The sequence below is a fragment of the Salmonella sp. SJTUF15570 genome (genome assembly GCF_043357055.1).
In the GTDB taxonomy this organism is placed as follows: domain Bacteria; phylum Pseudomonadota; class Gammaproteobacteria; order Enterobacterales; family Enterobacteriaceae; genus Salmonella; species Salmonella enterica.
Map to the genome: position 1 here is coordinate 361,678 of NZ_JBEUKJ010000002.1, position 20,314 is coordinate 381,991.

Genomic DNA, 20,314 nt, shown 5'->3' on the forward strand with positions numbered 1-20,314 from the left:
CGGTAAGTTTTATAAAAAGTAAGTATTTTCAAAAATGTGGGTGAAGCCTGTGACGTCGTTTGTAAATTATCGTATAAGCGGAGTTTACGTTTTTGGCGGGGCGCAGGTATGAATAAAGAGTCCATATTTCGTCAGTTGGAGCTACGGCTGGCCGGATGTTCACTAACAGCCGACGCGTTAAGCGGGTTTAGCGCAATGGCGATTGCCGACAGTCTCAGGCAAAAACGCAGCATTATTAGTCACCATCTTAATAACTTGCATCGTGAGCAGCGGGTGGTCAAAGTGAATAGTCGCCCGGTGCTGTTCCTGCCCGTCGAGGCGCTACGTCGTCACCACCGGCTGGCGGTTCGACAGGGGGATTACGCGTCCATTCAGGCGCTGTGCGCGGAGCGGCAGGACAGTCTGGAGCTGCTCATTGGCGCGCAGGGCAGCTTGCAGGAGTCCCTGCGTCAGTGTAAGGCGGCGATCAGTTATCCCGGCGCGGGCTTGCCTTTGCTGCTGCGCGGCCCGACGGGGACAGGAAAAAGTTTTTTGGCGCGTCAGCTTTGGCAGTACGCCATCGAGCAGGGCATTTTGCCCCCGGAGGCGCCCTTTACCGTGTTTAACTGCGCCGAATACGCTAATAACCCGGAATTGCTGACGTCAAAATTATTTGGTCATGCCAAAGGTGCGTTTACCGGCGCAGACAGAGCGGTATCCGGGTTAATTGAGACCAGTAATGGCGGCGTATTGTTTATCGATGAAGTGCACCGTCTACCGCCGGAAGGGCAGGAAAAACTGTTCCATTTTATGGATAACGGCACCTGGCGTCGCTTAGGCGAAAGCAGCGATGAACGCAGCGCCACGGTACGTCTGATATTCGCCTCTACCGAAGATCTGGAAAAGCACTTTCTGGCGACATTTATTCGCCGGATACCGGTCATTGTCAAAATTCTGCCTATCGCCGAACGCGGACAGTATGAGCGGCTGGCGTTTATTCACCATTTTTTTCGTCGCGAGGCGCAGCGTCTTCATCACGATTTGTCGCTGGATAGTGAAATTATCAGCCAACTGATGCAGGAGACCCTGGAAGGGAATGTCGGCGGCCTGGAAAATCTCATTCGTAATATTTGCGCCAGCGCCTGGACTTTCGGCCAGCGTGACGATGGGGTTCTGGAAGTAAAAGCCGGGCAACTGCCGGATCGTCTGCTGATGGAGGTGCCCTTTACCGTTCCGCAGACGGCGGAACGCATCATGATTTATCGCGAAGGTGGCGTTTTTCCGCGAGTTTCCGGTCAGCATCAGGAATATTTACGGTTGACGGAAAACATTTGCGGCCTGTGCGAAGAGCTGGCGCAGGAGAATATTTCCGCACGGACTTTTGACAAGCTGGTCTATCAAAACCTCACGTTATATCTCGATGCCTTAATGAATAAAGAGAGCCCTCGCGCTCGTCAGGACAAGCGGCTGCGTTTTATCGAAGATGTCGGGAAAGCGATCGCTGCACATTACGATCTCGAACTGAATGCGGAATTCGCTTATCTCACAGGACGTTACCTTACCAGCCTGCCGTTAACGCCGGTGGAGGCGTCGCCATCGGTTCGCCATGTGATGCTGCGCTGGCTGGAGGAGGCGCCGGGGCTGGCGCAGCGTGTGGCGCAAAAACTGCTGGACGTGGTAAATAATAAATATGATTTGTTAATCGACACGCTCGACAGACTGGTCGTGGCGGCCATCGTCAGTAATGCCATTGACGCCACCAGCGGCGGTAAGGTAAAAGCGCTGATCATCGCGCATGGTTATTCGACCGCCAGCAGCATTGCAGGCGTGGCGAACCGTCTGATTGGCGAAAAGATTTATCATGCGATGGATATGCCGATGGAGGTCGCGTTTAGCGATGTCAGCCGGGCCATTGTCGATTATCTCCAGCATACGGATACCCGCGCAGGCGTCATGGTGCTGATCGATATGGGATACACCAAAGAGATCGCCGATGCGCTTTTGAGCGTAATTCATGGCCCGCTGGTGGTGGTCGATAACGTTACGACGCGTCTGGCGCTGAACGTGGCCAGCGAGATCGCGCTGCAAAAAAATATCGAACAGATCGCCGAAGAGATCGTCCCGTTAAATCAGTCGCGCTGGGATGTCTTCTGGCCCGCGCAGAAAAAAGCGCGCGCGCTGCTGGTGACCTGTATTACCGGCATCGGGACGGCGTTTAAATTTAAAAATTTGATGGAAAAAAGTCAGTTGACCGACTTTGATATTAATATTATCGCCTGTGAATATACCCGTCTGAAAAACAGCCGGATGGCGGCCTCGTTGCTGAATCAGTATGAAGTGATTGCGGTTGTCGGCACCATTGACCCGCAGCTGGCGGGCGTTCCCTGGGTGGGGATTGAAGAGCTGCTTGGCGAGCAGGGGTATGCGCATTTAAGTCAGTTATTAAGCGGTTATCTTAACGATAAACAAATTGCGTTAATTAATAAAAATATGGTTCGCGAATTTTCGTTGCATAATGTGGTTAACTCGCTGACCATTCTCAATGCCAATAAGACGATAGGGCATATCGAAACGATTATTGCCGAATGGCAAAATACGCTGGGCTTCAGCTTTAATAATAATTTGATTATTAGTTTATATGTTCATTTGAGCTGTATGATTGAGCGACTGGTCATGCGCAATGAAATTACCCACTATAAAAACATGACGGAATTTAACGAGCGGCATGGTGAATTTATCGCGATGGTAAATCATTCGTTTCAGCGGTTGAAAATTCTTTATAACGTGGCGCTGCCGGTAGCGGAAATTGGCTATATCCACGATATTTTCGAATTACGGATAGAGGATTTTCGCTGGTAGCCGCGGTAGTTCAGGAAAAAAGGGGCGCTAGCGCCCCGCAGAAGAAAGGCCTGATGGCGCTACGCTTATCAGGCCTACAGATCGCTTTGTAGGCTGGATAAAGCGAAGCCGCCATCCGGCATAACTATTAATATTCAACTTTCCACATATACCGGCGGGTGGTCAGTGGGTGATTACGGGCTGTCGCCAGAGCGAGGTTATAAACGTCCAGCACACAGTTGTGCAACAAGCCGCAGAAGTATTCGCCAACGTCAGTGGGCAGATCCTGAATGCCGAGTTTATCCGCATCGATCAACTGCAGTTTTCCCTGATAGCGTTCAATAAAGCGAATCGCACGATCGTCCAGCGGGCGAGTACGACCACTGCTTTGCAGCAATATAAACGGCGTGCCCGGCTCGGTGATTTCGAACGGTCCGTGGAAATACTCTCCGCTATGTATGCTGGCGGAGTTGATCCACTGCATTTCCAGCAGAATACAGATAGACTCCTGATGCGCGGCGCCGAAAGAGGGGCCGCTGCCCATCATATAGACCACCTTCTCATCCTTCCATTCGGCGGCGAAACGCTGAGCATCTTCTTGTACCTGCCGTTGGGCGCCGTGAACAACGTCGCTAAAGCGCCCAAACGCGCTGACTAACTCATCGTATTGCGCATAGCCCTCTGTTTGGGCGAGAATTTCCAGCGCCAGCCACAGGCTGTATGCGGCTTTTTGTTGTGCAGGGTCGACCGTTTCCGGATAACGCGCCCACTGATATTCAATGATGTAGTCGCTGTATTCGCACAACGGCGTGTCAGGTTGGTAAACCAGACCGATGGTCGCCGCTCCTTTTTCACGCGCCACGCGGGCGGCTGCGACGGTTTCCGCCGTATTGCCCTGCTGCGAGGCAAGAATAACGACGCTATTTTTTCCTAATGCTTTTGGTGTGGCGTGGACAAATTCATTACTGGTGATATAACCGACAGCCAGTTTTGACGCTTCACAGTCCAGAAAGTATTTCCCTGGCCAGAAGCCGGTTAATGAACCGCCGCAGCCGACAAACCAGACGCGTTCAATGTTTTGTTTACCTAAAATATCGCTAATAATACGGCGGGCATTTTCATGAGCAATAGACATATTTATCTCCTTAGCGTGTAGCGCGTCCTCCGCAACAGCGCGGATAATAACGAGCATTAATAAAAATTAAATTTCTTGCTTACTTTTCATTTTTTGATGGAATTGCGGATCTTTGGGTATCGCCGGATTAATGCCTTTTTGCGGGGGTAATATCGCGCATAGCATTTGTAGCGGAATGATATATTCAAAGACGGCAAAGTCCTCATCATTGACAAACGGGAAATTCAGATTCAGACCATTATTTTCTACCTGCGGGCCGATGCGGTAAATAGACGGCGTCCACTCACCGAGTATTTGCGCCAGCCGATCCTGACGCGCGTCAGGCTGCGGGTCGAGCATAATGAGTGCGGATTGCGCATTAAAGGCATTGTAAATACCGTGAATAAACTCCTCGAATTCGTAGCCCGACACCGGGCAGCGCAACGTCTCCAGCATCTTGAGCGCACCCTCCTGCACCGTACCGAACAGCGTTGCCGGGCCGGTCAGACGAATATCTGCGCTATCGCGCAGCGCCAGCGCATTGGTTTGCGCCCACGCCTGCGAGGCGGTAATCAGCGCGGGCAGGTGGTTAAAGGTCTTTTCCATCCGTAGCAGCAGTGACCGGCGCTGTTCGCCGTCCAGCCGCTGTTGCTGCCCGGCGACGGCGAGCGCCAGCAGCATCAAATTGAGAACCGTGCAGTGATAGCCTTTTGTTTTCGCGCCAGCGGTTTCTTCGCCGCAGGGAACGGTAAGGATATAATCCGCCGCCCGGTCGATAGTCGCAGGCGCCACGCCAGCCATTGAGGCGGTGATATGACCAACATTGCGGGCGCGCTCCATCGCCGCCAGCGTTGAGAGGCTGCCGCCGCCCTGGGAGATGCCCACAACCAGCGCCTTGCCGCTGCGGGCAAGCGTCTCGTCGTCAAGCATAAACGGCCAGCAGACATCCACCGGCAATGCGCACCAGCGCTGCATAAACGCGCGAGCGGTCAGCGCGCCGTGGTATGACGTGCCGGAGCCTGTCAGAATAATGCGGGTGACGCCGCGTTCCGTTAGCGCCTGCGCCGCGCGCCAGAGATCTTCCCGCGTCTGCGTCAGCATCTCCAGCAGGCGAAGGGGCGTCTCGTTCATATAGTCTTCTACTTGCATAGTGTTACCTCTCGTCAAAGCAGGCCCAGCGCGCTGGCAAGAAGCCCAAACGCGACGGTGCCTAACAGGATCCAGTTAATGTTCACGCCCTTACGGATAAGTTTGTACATGCCAAGCGTGAAGAGCAGCGGCAGCAGGGAAGGGAGGATTTTGTCAATAAAATCCTGCACTTTCATGGTAGTCTGCCCGGCGGTAAAGCTCAGCGGGGTTGTAATGTCGATCATGCTGGCGGTCATGGCGCCGACGACCATCAACCCGACGATTGACGCGATATAAGTCACCCTGTCCATCAGCCCGCTTTGCCAGAGGCGCATCAGCCAGGTGGTCCCCGCCCGGTAGCCCAGTTTGAGGGCGTACCAGCGGCAGAGGATGTGCGGAATGTTATAGACCAGTAGAGCGAGAATCGGCCCCAGAATGCTGCCCTGCTGGGCAAAGTAGATCCCCATCCCGGCGGCGATAACTTTCAGCGATCCCCAAAAGATGGAATCGCCGATCCCGGCCAGCGGCCCCATCAGGCTGGTTTTAACGGCATTGATCGACTCTTCGTTAAAGTCCGGGTTGCGTTGATTTTCCTCCTCCATCGCAATCGACAGGCCAAAGACAAACGTTGACAGATGCGGCGTGGTATTAAACAGCACCAGATGGCGCTGTAAGGCGCGCCCCAGTTCGGCGGGGTCCTGGTAGATACGCTTTAGCGCTGGCGACATAGCGAAGGCATAGCCCATATGCTGCTGGCGTTCATAGTTCCACGATCCTTGCAACGTAAAGGAGCGCCAGAAAACGCTGCGTAAATCGCGGGCGGTGATGCGGCTTTCGCTTTGCGAGTGAGCCTGTGCGTCGTCGATCAGGGTCTGCGTCACTTCACTCATGATTAGCCCTCCTGTTGGGATGTGTTAAGAAACTGGCTGATAATGAAAGCCAGCACCACGGCAAACAGCGCGATGGCGATGATGTCCAGTTTGGTATATGCGGCGATCAGAAAGCCCAGCCCAAGGTAAGGTATTAATTTGCTGCTAAGCATCATGCTGATCAGCAACGCGAAACCCAGCGCCGGCAAAATCTTACTGGCGACAACCAGGCCATTGGTAATAAAGGCGGGAATGGCGTCGAGGAACCAGGTGACGGCGGCAGAACCGAGCAAAATGGCGAAAAAGACCGGCAGAAAACCGCTTAGAAAATAGAGCAGCGTTGGGCCTCCCAGGTGCATAACGGCAACCATCCGGGTATTACCCTGCGCCGCATAACGATCGGCCATGTGGCCAAAGCGGGCGTTAACCACGCGCACCAGGACGCCGAGGGTCTGCGCCAGCATAGAGATAGGAATCGCGATGGTCAGCGCCGCTTCGGGCCCGCGCCCGGACATAATAGAAAACGCGGTCGCCAGCACCGAACCGGTGACGACATCAGGCGGTACCGCGGCGCCGATAGCGACATTACCTAAAAAGATCAGTTCCAGCGTCGCGCCGATCAGAATGCCTTCGTGTAAATTGCCGCAGACCAGACCGGTGAGGGCGCACATCACCAGCGGACGGTCAATCATCGACACGCCGAGTAAACGCCCGTCAAGAATGCCCAGTGCGGCAATCAGGCCGAGCAGCGTTGCGGTGAGCAACATAGTGACCTCCGGGTTCAGAGTTTATCGTTAAGCAATTCGGCGGAATGAGCCGGAACCTGGCGCATTTCCAGACGGATGCCTTTGGCTTTTAGCGCCTGGCTATCGGCAATCTCCTGCTCGGTCAGGTATATGGCTTTGCCGAACTGCTGCGCGCCCTCTTTTTGCGCGATACCGCCGTAGTTGATAACGCTAATCCCTGGCACTTTCTCGACGAAGGCGAGGGTTTCGGCGGTATTTCCCAGCACCACCATCACTTTTTTGTGATCCAGCTTGCCGCTGGCGAGTTTTTCCGCCGCCTGTTCCACCGTGATAATGTCCAGCGACACGCCAGCGGGTTTTGCCAGACTTAATGACATAGAGACAAACGCGTCGCCGGCGGCGTTGGCGTTAGCGACGATGATATGGTCGATATCCAGCGCCCGGGTCCAGGCGAAGACCACCTGGCCGTGCAGCAGGCGGTAATCAATGCGCACTAATTTGATCATGGGATTCTCCCTGTAGGTCAGCGGATGGTTGTGTTATTAGCGTGTTGATAAAGACAATGGATTCACGCGCCGCATTGGTGGCGTAGGTAATGGCCGCGTCTGTGCTTTCTTCTTCACAGAGTAAAAACTCCAGCAGCAGGGTCATGTTGACGCCAGCCACCACAAAAACGTGACGGTGACGCATCAGCACTTTCGCGGCGCTATTGTTGATGCTGCCGCCGAGCAGATCGGTAAACACCACCACTTCTTCGCCGTTGGCTTGCGCGATCAGATTTTCGAGGGTTTGTTCAAGCTGCTCCGTGGTGACAATATCGCCATCGTAGGCGCAAACCGGTGTCACGCCGTGTTCGTCGCCAATCAGCAGCGATAGACTGTTAATAAGTCCGCGGGCAAAAGGGCCATGGCTGGCTACATAAACATGTCTCACCCGTTTTCTCCTTCATCCAGATAGGGGGTATCCAGATATGGCAAACGGCGTGCCAGTTTTAAATATTATTTATTTTCAAGAGCTTGAAAGAGGAAGTTAACACTAGCGATGTAAAACCTGGCACTTCGCGCTATTGATCATTGGGGAACCTGGCAGAAAGGTGAAAAAAGCCGGACGGGCGTCCGGCTTAGGCAGGGGATTAGACTTCCGTCAGTGTGGTTTCAAGCGGCAGACGTGATTTCGGCAGCCCGGCGTTGAAATCCTCGACGCTATGATGGCCGACCGGCACCACGACCAGACTGGTATAGCCTTTTTCTTTCAGACCAAATTCAGCGTCGAGCACCTCGGCGTCGAAACCTTCAATGGGGACGGCGTCGAGACCCATCGCGGCAACGCCCAGCAGAAAGTTGCCGACGTTCAGATAGACCTGTTTTGCCATCCACTGGTGGTCATCTTTCAGCGAGACGCGGTGCATATCGGCGAAAAAGCGGCGACCTTTATCATTTGCCGCTTTAGCTTCCGGCGTAGCGAAACGGCCATCAGCATCTTCCTGATCGACGACGCGCTCAAGCCATGCGTCATCCATCGCGGTTTTCGCGCAGAAGACCACCACATGGGAGGCGTCCAGCATTTTGCGTTCGTTGAACGTGTAGTTTCCGGCGGCGGATTTTGCTACGCGCGCTTTGCCCTCTTCCGTACTGGCGACAATAAAGTGCCACGGCTGGGAATTGGTGCTGGAGGGACTGTACTGTAGTAGTGTTTTTATTTTATCCGCTTCTTCGGCGGTCAGTTTTTTGCTGGGATCGAACGCCTTAGTGGAGTAGCGCTGTAAGGCGACAGAAACGATATCCATAAATGCTCCTGGTTGGTTTAGTACCCTTTTGTATCAGCAGGGTACCGGGTTATCGGTAAAAAGATAAGGGAGGAAAATGCGGAAACGGTTATTGCATCAGCGCGGCCGCAGGCGCAGTTGCTCTCTTTTAGGCAGCCCGTCTACGACCAGATTCCATGAGTCATTTATCAAATCGTTGAGTAGCGAGACGGTGATATCCTCGCCCGCATAGACTGAAATCCAGTGTTTCTTATTCATGTGATAGCCAGGCGCAATGCTGGGGTAAATTTGTTGATTTACCAGGGACTTTTGGGGATCCGACTTCAGGTTCACCACTGGGCGACAGTGATGTTCAGTGAACAGCATGAATATTTTGCCGCCGACTTTAAACACATCGTACTGTGGGCCGAAAGGCCAGCAGTGTTCGGTAAAAGGCAGTTCCAGCGCACAGCGTTTTGCCCAGGCGTGCAGTGTTTGACCGTCCATTATTGCTCCTCGCGAGTCAGCGCGCGCCACATGGCTTCGAATCCCAGCGCAATATATTCGCCAGCGCGAGCGGGATCGCGCGCGGCGAAATCCATTGTTGTTTCAGCCAGCGCCAGAAAAAGGCCGTCGCCGAAGGCGCGGTACTCATCCGACATAAACACCATCAAAACGGAACGATGACATAAATCGCGCAATTCGGGGAACATATCGTCGGCCCGTTGTTCCGTCTCTTTGGTGAGCTTTTGCTGACGGCCAGTTGACGGATCGCCCGGTGGCGCGCGGGATGGTTCAGACCCCAACTGATGTAACTGTTCCAGATAAAACGGGTCATCATTTTGGCATCGGTAATGGATCGATCCAGCTCCATTATCATTGACTGGCAGAGATCCTGCTTTAAATGCAAATACAACGTGTTAATCAGCTCATCTTTGGTCGCGAAATAGCGAAACAATGTTCCTTCTGCAACACCTGCGTTACGCGCAATCACCGCCGTTGAGGCGGCGATACCGGATTGCGCTATCGCCTGGGTTGCCGCTTCCAGTAATGCTTGTTTTTTGTCTTCACTCTTCGGACGAGCCACTACACGTTACCCTTATGTCTGGAAAAACATGATTGAATCATGCCCGTTGTCGCGTCGCAACGGTGAATGTCAACCTTTGAAAAGTACCTTGACGGCGTATCTTTGCTTTCTATAATGAGTGCTTACTCACTCATAATCAAGGGCTGCCGCATGAAGTGGTAGAAAAGCATATTGCAGGCCATGCGATAAGCCGCCTCACAATTTGTGTGGTTATTACTATGCTTATTGCTGTTGCCGTAAATGTGCGGTGCGGGAGCCGCTGACGAGTTTGATAGAGGGGAGAGCACGATGACCATTTCCGCTCAGGTTATCGACACGATTGTCGAGTGGATTGATGATAATTTGAATCAGCCGTTACGTATTGATGATATTGCCCGTCATGCGGGGTATTCCAAGTGGCACCTGCAGCGCCTTTTTATGCAGTACAAAGGGGAGAGTCTGGGGCGCTACGTGCGTGAACGGAAGCTAAAACTGGCGGCGCGCGACCTGCTCGACACCGACCAGAAGGTGTATGATATTTGTCTCAAGTATGGTTTTGATTCGCAGCAAACCTTTACGCGCATTTTTACCCGCACGTTCAACCTGCCGCCAGGCGCTTATCGTAAAGAAAAGCATGGCCGTACGCATTGAAATGTTTAATCGGCCAGCGAAAACCAGCGCCGCCAGATAAAGCGAATAACATAATATTCCAGCGCGCCGAGCAACAGAAACCATAAACAAAACAACAAAGTATAAAGCTGGTTGAGATCCATAAGATGAAAGATCCCGACCAGTTTTTGCGCCAGCGCAAGGCCGAGCGAAGGGGCGGGCAGCAGCAGGCTGGAGAGCAACGCCATCAGCAAAATACCGGCAGCGGTCATCAATGATTCAAGCGGGTGTTTCATGGCTTTGTTAAACGTAAGTTAAAACGCCATTGTCCGGGATATCGCCTGGTAAGGCAAATATGCTGTCTATTGTCCCGCCCAGATTTCACAATGTTTTTGTACCAGACCTATCAGCGATCCGCCGTCGGCAATAAACTCCCGCATATATTGCGCTTCGTTACCGCCTTTTTTCACCTGCAGACGTAGCGCGTCAATGGCGCTGTCTGCGCCCAGCTTGCGCGCAGAGGGGGTAACGTTGTCCAGCAGACGCAGCGTATCATCTGCCAGGCGACGGCGGTCGCCGGTATAGACATCGGTTAGCACGCCCTCCAGACCATAGCGGCAAGCCTGAAAACGGTTGAATTTATATAACAGATAGTCTTGTTCCTGCGGTTTAAAGGGACGCTCGGTCAGCAGCCAGTGCGCGGTCGCCTGAATCAACCCTGCCATATTGATGGCATGATCAAGGGTGAGCGGCGTATCCATCACCCGAACTTCTACCGTGCCAAAGGCCGGGCTGGGGCGGATATCCCAGTGCAAATCTTTGATGCTGTCGATCATCGTGGTGTAAGACAGACGGCGAAATAGTCCGGCAAACTCTTGCCAGTTACTGACCCACGGCATGGGGCCGTTATCGGGAAAAGCGGAAAAAATATTCAGGCGCGCGCAGGCAAAACGGGTGTCAGATCCTTGCATATAGGGAGACGCGGCGGAGAGCGCAATAAAATGCGGCACAAAATGCGACAGCCCGTGTAAAAGATAAATCGCATCGTCGCCATTCGCGCAGCCGACGTGGACATGCTGACCGAAAACCGTCGCCTGTTGAATTAAGTAGCCGAAATTTTCCAGCGTGCGTTGATAGCGCTCATTATCACAGACCTCCTGACGCTGCCATTTTTGAAAAGGGTGCGTACCGCCGCCGCAAATGCCGAGATGGTGTTCCGACGCCGCCTGTAAAATAACGTGCTGCATGGCAGAAAGTTGGGCCGCCGCCTGGTCAATATCGCGGCAGACGCCCGTGGCCATCTCCAGCATACTTTCGGTGATATCGTGCTTAATTTCTCCCGCAGTAAGTTGGGGCTTAACGGTGTCGATCAGCGTAGAAGAGTCCTGGCTTAAATCGTAGCCAGGTGGATTGATCACCTGCATCTCCAGCTCAATACCAAGCGTATAAGGTTCAGAAACGTGAAAATCATTCAGCGCCATAGCGATCTCATTTATCGGGGGATTGCGCTAAGTATAGAAGCGGGAGCGCTCCTGTCGTGGGGAAAGCGCGTTATTGCAGAAACAAGAGTAATAACGCTATTGCCACGTTGAAACCATTCTGTACGGACGGTACGTTCAGCCATCGTGGCGGCAAAGGCTGGCAGCAGATGTAACGAGATGTGCGTGGCGGTAAGCGAGGTAACTTTTGCGCTATTGAATCCCGGGAGCGTGACGCGGTCTGAAAAGGCTTTATAAACGCTCTCTTTGGCGGAGAAAGCCAGCGTCAGGGCAAGCGGAAAAGGGAGCGAGCTCGCCTGGAGAATTTGGCGCTCATCGCTATCAATAATGGACGGCGCCAGCTCTGTCGCCGTGTGCTGACTCATGATTTTTTCTATATCAATGCCGACACGTTGTCGGGATATGACGGCCAGCGCCGTTGTCGCACAGTGGCTGATGCTGCCAAATAGGCCGTCCGGCCATAGCGGCTGTCGCTTCTCGCCAATACCGGGCACTGTCCTGACGCCCACCTCGCGTAGCGCATGAACGGCGGCGATGCGGCCTGCCAGATGTTCAGCTTTACGCTTGCGTCCGGCAGACCGGAGCCGATCGTGATGAGGTAGCCATAGCAGGTCGTGTTCGTGAAAGCTGCTCGCATCAAAGTCGACGATATGCAGCCTGTGTCCGGCAAAGGGAAGGGGAAAATGAGATGTCAGCATCGTTTTTGCCAATTCCCTCCCCGAATGAGGGAGGGAAGGTTGCCATCAGAAATGGGTATTAATGCTCATATACCACGTACGTCCTGGTTCGTTATAGGTGTACGCGCCAGCGCCCGCCATATAAGCGCCAGTTTGAGTATCCCTGACGGTTTGCGTGTTACCTTCACGCCACAGACGTTTGTCAAAGAGGTTATCCACGCCACCGGTCAGGCTGACATTTTTGGTCACGTCCCAGGTCGCGCTCAGGCCAACAATACTGTATGGGCTGACCGCTTGCTTATCTGTTCCGGTAACGGGGTTACCCTGATAATCATATTTCTTCGGCTCTTGTTTGCCGTACCAGGTGAAGGTCGATTGCAGAGAAACGTCCTGATGTACCTGCCAGCTCAGGGTTGAGTTAAGCGTGTACTGTGGAATAATCGACAGGCGTTCGCCGGTCTCTTTGTTTTTGCTCTGCAGCATATACGTAACGTTATTCGTCCAGTTGACGGTGTCGCTAACCGGTACGTTTAACGTGCCTTCCAGACCTTCAACGACCGCTTTCGGCACGTTCTCCCACTGATAAACATCCGTTTTGCCGTTGTTGATACGCTGCAACGGCACCGTACCCGCTTCGATCTTATTGCGGTAATCATTGCGGAACCAGGTGATGCCGGCCAGCCAGCCATCGCGTTTAAATTCCAGACCGATCTCTTTATTGATGCTGGTTTCGGCTTTCAGATCATCGTTACCCATCATATAGCAGCCGATGCCGGTACCCGCGCCAGTCGCGTAGCAACCCTGACCTTTACTGTACAAAATATAGTTTGGGTTAGTCTGGTACAGACTCGGGGCTTTATAAGCGCGGGCGATCCCCATTTTCAGGGTAAAGTCATCCCCCAGACCTTGTGACAGGTTCAGCGACGGGCTCCAGTTATCCCCCACAATACTGTGATGATCGAAACGTAGCCCCGGCGTCAGCATGGTGCTGTCGGTCAGTTCCATGTTGTTTTCAGCAAACAGAGAGAAAATTTCCGCTTTTGAATAGGGGCTACGATTGGTACTGCTGTAACCCGGGATATTTCCCCCCATAAAGGTTTGCGAGTTGGAGAGCTCGTCTTTCATACGCTGTTGGGCCCATTCGGTACCCAGCGTCAGGTTTTGATTGACCAGCAGATCGAAAGGAAGGCTCACTTCGCTGTGTAGGGTGACGTCATTCAAATCGGCATCGGCATATTTTTGCGATGCTTTGGGATCGAAAATTCCTTCGGTGCCGCCTGCCAGGCCTTCCGGCATCCGGGAGTTACGGGTATGTTCGTATTGCACCCAGTTACTGGTGGTTACGCCATTATTCCAGCCGCCGTTCCAGGTCAGAGAGTAGTTCTGCCGATAGAGGCGGTTCGTCTCTTTTCCGTAATTATCTTTCACCAGCTGGTTCGTATTGGTGTTCTGAGTATCGCCGGCATAGAGGTTGCCCTGGCGACTGTAACCGGCCTCCAGTTCCAGAGACTGAAGCGGAGCAAAATCCCAACGAACCACGCCGTTGATATCTTTGTTAATGACTCCCTCGCGTCCTGCCGGTAGCGTGTCGGCGTAACTCCCGGTACGTTCAGACTGATGCCCCTGGTTAATATTACGCGCATCCGCCTGCGTTTTGTCGAGGTTGCCATACAGACGGAAGCTGAAATCCCCGCCCAGCGGGCCGTTCAGGCTAAAGTTAGTGCGTTTGGTCGCGCCTTCGTCTTTATGTTCCGGCGCGTTGAAATAGGTATTCCAGGAACCGTGCCACTCGCTACCGCCTTTTTTGGTAATGATATTGACCACGCCACCCGCCGCGCCGTTACCGTAGCGTGCGGCGGCAGGGCCACGCAGCACTTCAATGCGTTCGATCATCTCCGGCGGCACCCACGCGGTATCGCCGCGGGTATCGCGTTCGCCGCGCCAGCCCAGGCGCACCGAGTTACGGCTGGTGACGGGTTTACCGTCTATCAGGATGAGGGTGTTTTCCGGCCCCATGCCGCGAATATCGATTTGGCGATTATTCCCGCGCTGACCGCTGGTGGAGTTGCCGGTCAGGTTTACGCCTGGCATGGTGCGGATGATTTCTGACACGTCGCGCGCGGGCGGATTTTTGCGGATCTCATCGGCGGTGATGGTGGATACGCCTGGCGCCTGTAGGTTTTGCTGGGCAGCGGTCACCACGATGGTGTCTTCATTGGTGAGCGCAGCGCTATCGGTTTTTTCTTCCGCCATCACGGGCAGAGCGGCCCCGTAAATCCCTAAATTGACCAGTAAGGTCAGGGAATGAATCTTCTTGTTCATTGTATATCCTGCTTTTCTTTAGCCACATAAGCCAAAGCGCCCGTCAAAGGCATTGGCCGGGTGGTGAAATTGTGTTCGCGCGTCCCATAGCGCGACAATACGCTATTGCAAATGCAAATAGTTATCAATAATATTATCAATATATTTCACCTTTTATATACAAAATTCATAATAAACACAGGGTTATAATGAAAGAGGCGCTGGCAACGGGAAGTGAGGCCTGGTGGAGGACGAAAACCGGGCCGGAATGGATACGGGAAAAAGACGGAAATTATCGGGTCACTTTTTGGTGGCGCGACCCGCAGGGAAACGAAACACACTCCCCGATACGGCGTGTCTGGGTCTACATCACTGGCGTAACCGATCATCATCAAAACGCGCAGCCTCAGACGATGGCGCGTATTGCCGGAACGGATGTCTGGCGCTGGAGTACGGCGCTTAGTGCTAACTGGCGCGGCAGCTACTGTTTTATTCCTACCGAACGCGATGACGTTTTTGCCGCTTTTGCGCCGGGCGAAACGCCCGATCGGAACGCGCTGCGTGAAGGCTGGCGACAGCTATTACCGCAGGCGATTGCCGACCCGCTTAATTCGCAAAGCTGGCGGGGAGGACGTGGTCATGCGGTTTCAGCGCTGGAAATGCCGGATGCGCCCCTTCAGCCGGGATGGGATCGTCCTGAAACGCCGTACTCGCCGCCTTTGATGATGCAGTGGCATAGCGAACGTCTGGGTAACTCCCGCCGCGTATGGATATTGACGACCGGAGACGAGGCGCCGGAGGAAAGACCGTTGGCTATTCTGCTGGACGGTCAATTCTGGGCAGAAAATATGCCCGTCTGGCCCGCGCTCGCCTCGCTGACTCATCAACGCCTGCTTCCTGGGGCCGTCTACCTGCTGATTGACGCGATTGATACTCAACACCGCAGCCAGGAGTTGCCCTGCAATGCCGACTTCTGGCTGGCGGTGCAGCAGGAACTGTTGCCGCAAGTCAGAGCCGTGACGCCTTTTAGCGATGATGCCGGGCGAACGGTGGTCGCCGGACAGAGTTTTGGCGGCCTGTCGGCGCTGTATGCCGGCCTGAACTGGCCGACGCGTTTTGGCTGTGTACTGAGCCAGTCAGGATCGTTCTGGTGGCCCCATCGCATCACCCCGCCGGAGGGGGAAGTCATTACCCGGCTGAAAACCGGCGCATTGTGCGCGCGCGGACTGCGTATCGTACTGGAAGCCGGCGTGCGTGAGCCGATCGTGTTTCAGGCGAATCAGGCGCTTTATGCCCAACTGAATACCTCGCAGCAGTCCATTTTCTGGCGTCAGGTTGACGGCGGACACGATGCGCTTTGCTGGCGCGGCGGGCTAACGCAAGGGCTGATGCTGCTTTGGCAGCCGCTTATCGACACGCTTTAACCGGGCACATGTCCATGACAGGAGTTGAGTATGGAATTCAGTAATCCCTTCGATAATCCGCAGGGACAGTTTTACATCCTGCAAAATGCGCAGCGTCAATTCAGCCTTTGGCCAGCGGCGTGCGCGCTTCCCGCAGGCTGGGACGTGGTATGCGAACCGCAATCGCAGGACGCGTGCCAGCAGTGGCTTAATACGCGCTGGACAACACTGAATCCGGCGTATTATGCCGATAAGCAGGAGGCGAAATGACGCAGCGTTTACCGTTAGTCGCCGCTCAGCCGGGGATCTGGATGGCGGAAAAACTCTCTGATTTACCCTCCGCCTGGAGCGTGGCGCACTATGTGGAACTGAATGGCGAGCTGGATGCCGCCTTGCTGGCAAAAGCGGTAGCGGTAGGGATGCAACAGGCGGATACGCTACGGATGCGTTTTACCGAAGAGAACGGCGAGGTCTGGCAATGGATAGATCCTGAGCACACCTTCGGCGAGCCCCCGATTGCCGATTTACGCGACCATCCCGATCCGCATCACGCGGCGCTGGCGTTAATGCAGGCGGATTTACGGCAAAACCTGCGCGCAGATAGCGGTAAGCCGCTGGCGTTTCACCAGTTAATCCGCATTGATGATACCCGCTGGTATTGGTATCAGCGCTATCACCATTTGCTGGTGGATGGCTTTAGTTTCCCGGCGATAACCCGCCAGATTGCGGCGATTTATCGTGCCTGGCAGAGCGACGCCCCTACGCCGGAGTCGCCTTTTACCCCCTTTGCGGATGTGGTCGAGGAATATCAGCGCTATCGCCAGAGCGAGGCCTGGCAGCGTGACGGCGCCTTCTGGGCGCAGCAGCGCCGCGAGCTGCCGCCGCCGGCGTCAATTTCTGCCGCGCCGTTGCCGGGGCGGTCGGCGAGCGCGGATATTCTGCGTATGAAATTGAGCGCGCCGGCGGGGGCGTTTCGCCAACTGGCGGCGCACATGCCTGAGATACCGCGAGCGGATCTTGCCCTGGCGCTGGTGACGTTGTGGCTGGGACGATTATGCGGGCGTATGGATTATGCCGCCGGATTTATCTTTATGCGGCGGATGGGCTCGGCGGCGTTAACGGCGACCGGGCCTGTCCTTAACGTGTTGCCGCTGGCGGTTAACCTTCATGCGACGGAAGATCTGCCAACGCTGGCGAAGCGTCTTGCTGCGCAGTTAAAGAAGATGCGCCGCCACCAGCGTTACGACGCCGAACAGATTGTACGCGATAGCGGGCGAGCCGCAGGGGAGACGCCGCTATTTGGCCCGGTGCTCAATATAAAAGTATTTGATTATCATTTGGATCTTCCTGGCATACAGGCGCAAACCCATACCCTGGCTACGGGGCCGGTTAACGATCTTGAACTGGCGCTTTTTCCGGATGAAAACGGCGGTCTGGATATTGAATTGCTGGCGAATGCACAGCGTTACGATGACGCCACGCTCTCCCGCCATGCCTTACGGTTGATGGCGCTTATCACACAGTTTGCGGATAACCCGGCGCTGCGCTGCGGCGATGCGCAAATGCTGCTGGCGGAAGAACAAACGCAATTAACACACCTTAATAATACGGCGGTAACGATTCCCGCCGCCACGCTTAGCGATTTGGTGGCGCAGCAGGCGCAAAAAACGCCAGAGGCTTCCGCGTTGGCAGATGCGCATTATCACTTTACCTACCGTGAAATGCGCGAACAGGTTGTGGCGCTGGCATACGCGCTGCGGGAACGCGGCGTTCAGCCTGGCGATAGCGTGGCGGTGGCGTTGCCGCGGTCGGTTTTCCTGACCTTAGCTCTGCATGGCATTGTCGAGGCGGGTGCCGCCTGGCTGCCGCTGGATACCGGTTATCCTGACGATCGGCTGCGAATGATGCTGGAAGATGCGCAGCCGAAACTGTTAATTACGACTCAGGCGCAGCTGGCGCGTTTTCACGATATTCCGGGGATGGAATATTTGTGTTATAGCCAACCGCTACCGGTCAGTGACGCCACTCCGCTGGGGCTGTCGTTACCGCATCATACCGCTTACATCATTTTCACCTCTGGTTCGACAGGCAGGCCGAAAGGGGTGATGGTGGGACAAACGGCGATAGTCAACCGGTTGCTGTGGATGCAGGATCACTATCCGTTGACGGCGGATGATGTAGTAGCGCAAAAAACGCCGTGCAGTTTTGACGTCTCAGTATGGGAGTTTTTCTGGCCGTTTATCGCCGGGGCGAAACTGGTGATGGCTGAACCGGAAGCGCACCGCGATCCGCTCGCGATGCAGCGGTTCTTTGCGCAATACGGCGTCACGACCACTCATTTTGTGCCGTCGATGCTGGCGGCCTTTATTGCCTCGCTCACGCCAGCGTCGGCTGGGAAAAGCTGCGCTTCCTTAAAGCGCGTTTTCTGTAGCGGCGAGGCCCTGCCGACGGCGCTGTGCCGCGAATGGGAGACGTTAACCAACGCGCCGCTACACAATCTGTACGGGCCAACGGAGGCCGCGGTGGATGTGAGCTGGTATCCGGCCTGTGGCGATGAGCTGGCGGCTGTTGACGGCAACAGTATCCCGATTGGTTATCCCGTCTGGAATACCGGTTTACGTATTCTCGATGCACATATGCAGCCGGTGCCGCCGGGCGTGGCTGGCGATCTCTATCTTACCGGTATCCAACTGGCGCAGGGCTATCTGGGGCGTCCGGATCTTACCGCCAGCCGTTTTATCGCCGATCCTTTTGCGCCAGGCGAACGGATGTACCGTACCGGAGATGTGGCGCGCTGGCTGGATTCCGGCGCGGTGGAGTACCTGGGGCGCAGCGACGATCAGCTCAAAATTCGGGGGCAACGTATTGAACTGGGCGAGATTGACCGCGTCATGCAAACGCTGCCGGATGTTGAACAGGCGGTAGCACATGCCTGCGTCTTTAATCAGGCGGCGGCGACGGGCGGGGATGCCCGGCAACTGGTCGGCTATCTGGTGTCGCACTCTGGTTTGCCGCTGGATTTACCGGCGCTGCAGGAAAAATTACGCCAAAAACTTCCCGCGCATATGGTGCCGGTTGTGCTGTTGCAACTTGCCGGTTTGCCGCTTAGCGCTAATGGCAAGCTGGATCGCAAAGCCCTGCCGCTGCCGGACCTGACGCCGCGCGTGAAAGGGCGTGCGCCGCAGTCCGCAACGGAGATTGCTGTCGCCGCGGCGTTTTCCCGCCTGCTGGGCTGTGATATTAACGACGTTGAAAGTGATTTCTTTGCGCTGGGCGGACACTCGCTGCTGGCGATGAAACTGGCCGCGCAGCTAAGTCAGACGTTTAACCGCCAGGTGACGCCGGGGCAGGTGATGGTGGCGTCTGACGTGGCGCAGTTAAGTAAGCTGCTCGATACTGACGATGACGAACGCTCGCGCAATCTGGGGTTCGGGCCGCTGTTGCCGCTGCGTGAAAGCGATGGTCCAACGTTATTTTGTTTCCATCCGGCGTCGGGGTTCGCCTGGCAATTTAGCGTATTATCACGCTATCTCAGCCCGTCGTGGTCGATTATGGGGATTCAGTCGCCGCGCCCCGCTGGCCCTATGCAAACCGCAACCACCCTTGATGAGGTATGTGAACATCATCTGGCGACATTGCTCGCCCGGCAGCCGCATGGCCCTTATTATTTATTAGGCTATTCGCTGGGCGGGACGCTGGCGCAAGGGATCGCCGCCCGATTGCGCGCGCGCGGCGAAACGGTGGCGTTTTTGGGGTTACTGGACACCTGGCCGCCGGAAACGCAAAACTGGCGGGAAAAAGAGGCGAATGGCCTCAATCCGGATGTATTGGCGGAAATTGAACGTGAACGCGCTGCGTTTGTCGCCGCGCAGCAGGGGAATGCCTCCGAAGCCTTATTTACCGCCATTGAAGGCAATTATGCGGATGCCGTCCGTTTGCTGACGACGGCGCATAGCGTACCGTTTGATGGACATGCTACGCTCTTTGTGGCGGATAAAACGGTGCCGGAAGGCGTATCGCCTGAACAGAGCTGGTCGCCGTGGATAGCGTCGTTGGCTATTTATCGCCAGCCGTGCGCGCATGTAGATATTATTTCTCCCTCCGCTTTTGAAACTATCGGGCCCATCATCAGCGAACTTATTAATAAATAACGGGCGTTGTTTCTGCCTTTAACAAATTAAATCCTGAAACCCATAATAATGACTAATTATTATGGGTTTTTTATTGCAACTATTAATTCTTTTAACATAAGTGATACATGCTACAGGCAAGTTTAATTCCGAATATTTAGCTTTTCGGGCACTGGCGCGCAAAGAGTGTTTCGGATAATTCTGACTTGCT

General features: G+C 54.6%; 17 protein-coding genes and 1 pseudogene. 5 read left to right on the forward strand and 13 right to left on the reverse strand.

Annotated elements, in window-relative coordinates; translation table 11 throughout:
* Positions 1-108 precede the first annotated feature (108 nt).
* Positions 109-2,838 carry a sigma 54-interacting transcriptional regulator gene (locus ABVN44_RS05335; protein WP_023231622.1) on the forward strand — a complete coding sequence of 910 codons (2,730 nt, stop codon included), beginning with the start codon at positions 109-111 and terminating at the stop codon, positions 2,836-2,838.
* Between the two features lie 127 nt (positions 2,839-2,965).
* Here the strand turns inward: ABVN44_RS05335 and ABVN44_RS05340 are convergent, their stop codons facing one another.
* The 9 genes and pseudogenes from ABVN44_RS05340 to ABVN44_RS05380 all read right to left on the reverse strand — a co-directional run bounded on the left by ABVN44_RS05340 (position 2,966) and on the right by ABVN44_RS05380 (position 9,505).
* Complete coding sequence (locus tag ABVN44_RS05340; RefSeq protein WP_023206877.1) at positions 2,966-3,952, reverse strand: SIS domain-containing protein; 987 nt, start codon at positions 3,950-3,952, stop codon at positions 2,966-2,968.
* A gap of 66 nt (positions 3,953-4,018) precedes the next feature.
* Positions 4,019-5,062, reverse strand: a complete 1,044-nt coding sequence (locus ABVN44_RS05345) for an SIS domain-containing protein (protein WP_023139453.1) — start codon at positions 5,060-5,062, stop codon at positions 4,019-4,021.
* A 32-nt stretch (positions 5,063-5,094) separates the two neighbouring features.
* Positions 5,095-5,949, reverse strand: coding sequence for a PTS system mannose/fructose/sorbose family transporter subunit IID (locus tag ABVN44_RS05350; protein ID WP_000005802.1), 855 nt, complete (start codon positions 5,947-5,949; stop codon positions 5,095-5,097).
* A 2-nt stretch (positions 5,950-5,951) separates the two neighbouring features.
* On the reverse strand, positions 5,952-6,695 hold the full coding sequence (locus ABVN44_RS05355; protein WP_000927522.1) for a PTS mannose/fructose/sorbose/N-acetylgalactosamine transporter subunit IIC: 744 nt from the start codon (positions 6,693-6,695) through the stop codon (positions 5,952-5,954).
* 14 nt (positions 6,696-6,709) lie between these two features.
* A complete protein-coding gene (locus ABVN44_RS05360) occupies positions 6,710-7,180 on the reverse strand; it encodes a PTS system mannose/fructose/N-acetylgalactosamine-transporter subunit IIB (protein ID WP_000594177.1) in 471 nt (156 codons plus the stop codon).
* Complete coding sequence (locus ABVN44_RS05365; RefSeq protein ID WP_001216659.1) at positions 7,158-7,607, reverse strand: PTS sugar transporter subunit IIA; 450 nt, start codon at positions 7,605-7,607, stop codon at positions 7,158-7,160. Before ABVN44_RS05365 ends, ABVN44_RS05360 begins: the two co-directional genes overlap by 23 nt.
* Positions 7,608-7,806: 199 nt before the next feature.
* Complete coding sequence (nfsB, locus tag ABVN44_RS05370; protein ID WP_000355879.1) at positions 7,807-8,460, reverse strand: oxygen-insensitive NAD(P)H nitroreductase; 654 nt, start codon at positions 8,458-8,460, stop codon at positions 7,807-7,809.
* Between the two features lie 96 nt (positions 8,461-8,556).
* The gene (locus tag ABVN44_RS05375) at positions 8,557-8,925 is read right to left on the reverse strand and encodes an MmcQ/YjbR family DNA-binding protein (RefSeq protein WP_023231625.1); all 369 of its coding nucleotides are present in this window, start codon (positions 8,923-8,925) and stop codon (positions 8,557-8,559) included.
* Positions 8,925-9,505 (reverse strand): annotated as a pseudogene (locus ABVN44_RS05380) (TetR/AcrR family transcriptional regulator). The gene ABVN44_RS05375 and the pseudogene ABVN44_RS05380 overlap by 1 nt, the downstream one beginning before the upstream one ends.
* A 288-nt stretch (positions 9,506-9,793) precedes the next feature.
* Here ABVN44_RS05380 and ABVN44_RS05385 point away from each other — a divergent pair.
* A complete protein-coding gene (locus tag ABVN44_RS05385) occupies positions 9,794-10,135 on the forward strand; it encodes a RamA family antibiotic efflux transcriptional regulator (RefSeq protein WP_000155631.1) in 342 nt (113 codons plus the stop codon).
* 5 nt (positions 10,136-10,140) lie between these two features.
* Here the strand turns inward: ABVN44_RS05385 and ABVN44_RS05390 are convergent, their stop codons facing one another.
* From ABVN44_RS05390 to ABVN44_RS05405, 4 genes are all read right to left on the reverse strand, one after another.
* Positions 10,141-10,389: a DUF1158 family protein gene (locus ABVN44_RS05390; RefSeq protein WP_000682497.1), complete on the reverse strand. Its 249-nt coding sequence runs from the start codon at positions 10,387-10,389 to the stop codon at positions 10,141-10,143.
* Positions 10,390-10,455: 66 nt separating this feature from the next.
* On the reverse strand, positions 10,456-11,574 hold the full coding sequence (locus tag ABVN44_RS05395) for a YbdK family carboxylate-amine ligase (RefSeq protein ID WP_001196918.1): 1,119 nt from the start codon (positions 11,572-11,574) through the stop codon (positions 10,456-10,458).
* Positions 11,575-11,585: 11 nt separating this feature from the next.
* A complete protein-coding gene (entD, locus tag ABVN44_RS05400) occupies positions 11,586-12,290 on the reverse strand; it encodes an enterobactin synthase subunit EntD (protein ID WP_023231626.1) in 705 nt (234 codons plus the stop codon).
* A 45-nt stretch (positions 12,291-12,335) separates the two neighbouring features.
* Positions 12,336-14,591, reverse strand: a complete 2,256-nt coding sequence (locus tag ABVN44_RS05405) for a TonB-dependent siderophore receptor (protein WP_393954245.1) — start codon at positions 14,589-14,591, stop codon at positions 12,336-12,338.
* Between the two features lie 188 nt (positions 14,592-14,779).
* Here ABVN44_RS05405 and fes point away from each other — a divergent pair, with 188 nt between their 5' ends.
* Genes fes through entF form a run of 3 tightly spaced genes read left to right on the forward strand, consistent with a single transcriptional unit; the run spans position 14,780 to position 20,124 of the window.
* Entirely contained in the window at positions 14,780-15,994 is a 1,215-nt protein-coding gene (fes, locus tag ABVN44_RS05410; RefSeq protein WP_024797995.1) for an enterochelin esterase, read from the forward strand.
* Positions 15,995-16,024: 30 nt separating this feature from the next.
* Positions 16,025-16,243 (forward strand): MbtH family protein, encoded by a 219-nt coding sequence (locus tag ABVN44_RS05415; RefSeq protein WP_000396008.1) that lies wholly within the window; start codon positions 16,025-16,027, stop codon positions 16,241-16,243.
* Entirely contained in the window at positions 16,240-20,124 is a 3,885-nt protein-coding gene (gene entF, locus ABVN44_RS05420; RefSeq protein WP_023231629.1) for an enterobactin non-ribosomal peptide synthetase EntF, read from the forward strand. The genes ABVN44_RS05415 and entF overlap by 4 nt, the downstream gene beginning before the upstream one ends.
* Positions 20,125-20,314: the final 190 nt, after the last annotated feature.